This is a genomic window from Dietzia maris (assembly GCF_014144855.1).
GTDB lineage: Bacteria > Actinomycetota > Actinomycetes > Mycobacteriales > Mycobacteriaceae > Dietzia > Dietzia kunjamensis.
On record NZ_JAALDN010000076.1, the window covers coordinates 1 to 3333 of the forward strand.

The following is a 3333-nucleotide window of genomic DNA, read 5'->3' on the forward strand; positions in this document are numbered from 1 at the left end:
GACCCGTTCGCGAGGGTTGGAGTTGACTGGCCGGAGTTCCGCAGCTTGTAGGCATTCGTAGTAGTTCGTGATCGGGCCGTGCCTGGTCAGGGCCTTGCATGCTGTCTGGAATCCTGATTACTTGTAGGCACACGACTTTCGGCGTGTTCGGCTGGCCATGGGCGGTTGTCCGTGGTTTCATGTAGGCATGTACTTGCGTCAGACCAAGCGCACCAACCGGGACGGCTCGACGGTGTCGTATCTGCAGCTGGCGCACAACGAACGTCACCCGGATACCGGCGTTCCGAGGGCGAAGGTGATCCACAACTTCGGCCGAGCCGAGCAGGTCGACCGCAAGGGACTGGAGCGGTTGGTGTCCTCGATCTCGCGGTTCCTGACGCCTGAGCAGGCCACCGCCGCGGTGGCGGGCGGGGACGTGGAGATCCTTGATTCGCGTCGCCTCGGCGGGGCCTGGACCCTGGACCAGATGTGGCAGCGACTGGGCATCGGGGCGGCGATCCGCCGCGCCGCTGACGGTCGCCGGTTGGATGGGCAGTTCACCGAACGGGTGCTGTTCGCCCTGGTCGCCCAGCGGGCCTTGGAACCAGGATCGAAGCTGGCGGCGACCGGCTGGGTGGGCGAGCGGGTCGCGATCGACGGGCTGGCCGAACTGGGCGAGGATCACGCCTACCGGGCGATGGACTTCCTCCTGGAGGTGCTCGAGGAGATCGCCGCCGAGATCTTCGACTCCGTGGCGAACCTGCTCAACCTCGATCTGGACATCGTGTTCGTCGACACCACCAGCACCTATTTTGAGACCGACCACCCCGACGAGCTGCCCGAACTCCAGGACGACAACCCTGGCGACGAGGACGCCAATCCGGTCGAATCCGGGGCCCGCGCGTTCGGCCACTCCAAAGACTTCCGCACCGATCTACCGCAGGTGGTCATCGCGATGGCCGTCACCCGCGATGGCATCCCGGTGCGCTGCTGGGCCTTCCCGGGCGACACCGGTGACAGTCAGATCATCCGCACCATCAAGGACGATCTGGACGACTGGAACCTGCGCCGAATGGTGTGGGTCGCCGACCGTGGCTTCGCCTCGCAGGCCAACCGCAGCTATCTCACCCGCGGTGGCGGGCACTACATCCACGCCGAGAAGCTGCGCCACACCAACCGTGAGGCCACCGCTGCCCTGGCCCGCCCGGGGCGCTACCGCACTGTGGCCGGCAATCTGCGTGTGAAGGAAGTGCGCGTCGCCCCCGGTGGCCAGGGTGACGGCGATGGTGGCGCCCGGGCGGTGCGGTTCGTGATCTGCCACAACCCCGACCAGGCAGACCGCGACCAGGCAGTCCGGGCGAACCTGATGGACCATCTGGCCGGATTGATCGATGGCTCCGATGCGTGGACTCCCGCGAAGCGCTCGGAGTTCGTCGGCTCGCTGAAGAACAAGCCGGGCCTGCGCCGCTACCTGCGCCGTACCGCCACTGGCCTGCTGCGCATCGACCGGGCCGCCGCCAAGCGCGAGGCCCAGCTCGACGGCAAGTGGCTGCTGCGCACCTCCGACACCACCCTGACCGCCGAAGATCTGGCCGCGGCCTTCAAGCAACTCCTGGCCGTGGAGGCCGGCTGGCGGGACATGAAAAGCAGCCTCGGCCTGCGGCCGGTGTTCCACCGTCGCGAGGACCGGATCCGCGCCCACGTGCAACTGTGCTGGCTCGCACTGCTGTTGATCCGCGTCGCCGAGACCACCACCGGGCAGACCTGGCGCACCCTGCGGCATGAACTCGACCGGCTCCACCTGGTCACCCTGGCCACCAGCGAAGGCACCGTCAGGCAGCGCTCCCAGCCCACCGAGGCCCAAAAGCAGATCTGGCGCGACCTCGAACTGCCCGAGCCACCGAAGTTCGCCGACTTCACCACCACCTGACACCGCCCCGCGCGCAGACCCGCAGGGGCCGTAGTAACACGACCCCTGCGAGCTTCAACATGCCTTACCGCAGGCCACACCAACTTTCGGCGCCTACCGTGTGCCCACCAGCTGCGAAACCCCGGACTGGCAAGGACGGCTTTTTGAACGAGATGCTCAAGGCCGTCCTCGTGTCAAGGGACATTGGGATCTCCCTGTGGGCGGTCAGTTCATCTCCCTGCTCGCGGACAGCTGATCTCCCTGTGCGCGGTCAGTTCATCTCCCTGGTGGTCGGTTAGTGCAATGGGACCACCCCCTTGCCGGCGGTGGCTTCGGCGAGCCGGAGGGAGGTGCCCTCGGTGATGATGACGTGGGCGTGATGCAGGAGTCGGTCCACGGCGGCGGTGGCCAGGGTTTTGGGCATGAAGGTGTCGAATCCCGCGGGGTGCAGGTTGCTGGTGACCGCCAGGCTGCGGCGTTCGTAGGTGGCATCGACCAGGCGGTAGAACGCCTCTGCGGCGGCTTGACCCGCGGGCAGCATCCCGATGTCGTCGACGACGATGAGCTCGGCGCGGGTGATGCGGGCGATGACTTTGCCGGCGGAGCCGTCCACGTTGGCGCGTGCCAGGGCTTCAGTCAGCGATTCGAGGGTGAACCAGGAGACCCGCATGCCGGCGTCGATGACGTTGTGGGCCAGGGCCTCGACGAAGTGCGTCTTTCCGGTGCCTGAGGGGCCACTGATGGCGAGGTTCTCGGCTCGGTGCACCCATTCCAGTCCGGCGAGCGCTGACTGGGTCGGCGCGGGGATGGAGGAGTCGGCTTCGCGCCAGGAGTCGAACGTCTTGCCGGCGGGGAGTCCGGCCGCCTTGCGGCGGGCGGCTTTGGTGGCCTCGTCTCGTCCGCGGATCTCCTCGGCGAGCAGGACCCGCAGCAGTTCGGTGGGGTCCCAGCGTTGGGCCCGGGCGGTGGCCAGGACCTCGGGGGCGGCGGCCCGCAGGTAGGGCATGCGCATTCGTTTGAGTACCGAGGTCAGGTCCTCGGGCAGTGGCACCGCCGGCGTGGTGGTCGGTGTGCTCATCGGCCGGTGTCCTTTCGGGTGCCGAAGCCGGCCCAGGCTCCTGTCCCAGGCTGAGCGGAGTGGGCTTCGTCGGCGATGACCAGGTCCGCACCGGTCGCGCCGGTGGCCAGGTGCCGGACGATCGCTGCGACGTCGCCGTCGGCGAACCGTCCGGCCGCGGCAGCAATCCCCAGTGCTTCGTCCACGTCGTCGGCACCGACCAGGGCGGCCAGCTCGACGGCGTCGACCATCTTGGCCCGGATCCGCGAGGTCCCGGCGGCGGAGGCCTCGATCAACCAGGACTGGGCTCCATCGCCCAAGGCCAGGAACTCCTTCTCGGCCTGGGAGCGAGCCTTGGTGTTTGGGACGCCCTTCGGAAAGCGCGGTT

Annotated in this window: 2 protein-coding genes and 1 pseudogene; 1 reads left to right on the top strand and 2 read right to left on the bottom strand. The window is 67.9% G+C overall.

The genetic code is table 11. The annotated features are described in order from the left end of the window. The first annotated feature begins 187 nt into the window (after positions 1-187). The gene (locus tag G6024_RS02830) at positions 188-1909 is read left to right on the top strand and encodes an IS1634 family transposase (RefSeq protein ID WP_069389025.1); all 1722 of its coding nucleotides are present in this window, start codon (positions 188-190) and stop codon (positions 1907-1909) included. Positions 1910-2183: 274 nt separating this feature from the next. Here G6024_RS02830 and istB read toward each other — a convergent pair whose 3' ends face one another. Both istB and G6024_RS02840 read right to left on the bottom strand, forming a co-directional pair. After that, the gene (gene istB, locus G6024_RS02835; RefSeq protein ID WP_067719230.1) at positions 2184-2966 is read right to left on the bottom strand and encodes an IS21-like element helper ATPase IstB; all 783 of its coding nucleotides are present in this window, start codon (positions 2964-2966) and stop codon (positions 2184-2186) included. Continuing rightward, positions 2963-3333 (bottom strand): annotated as a pseudogene (locus G6024_RS02840) (IS21 family transposase); the annotation flags it as partial. The pseudogene G6024_RS02840 and the gene istB, both read right to left, overlap by 4 nt.

What these genes read in the sequence shown, in the direction of transcription:
- istB (WP_067719230.1), bottom strand. Translation starts at nt 2,966, where the DNA reads ATGAGCACACCGACCACCACGCCGGCGGTGCCACTGCCCGAGGACCTG.
- G6024_RS02830 (WP_069389025.1), top strand. Translation starts at nt 188, where the DNA reads ATGTACTTGCGTCAGACCAAGCGCACCAACCGGGACGGCTCGACGGTG.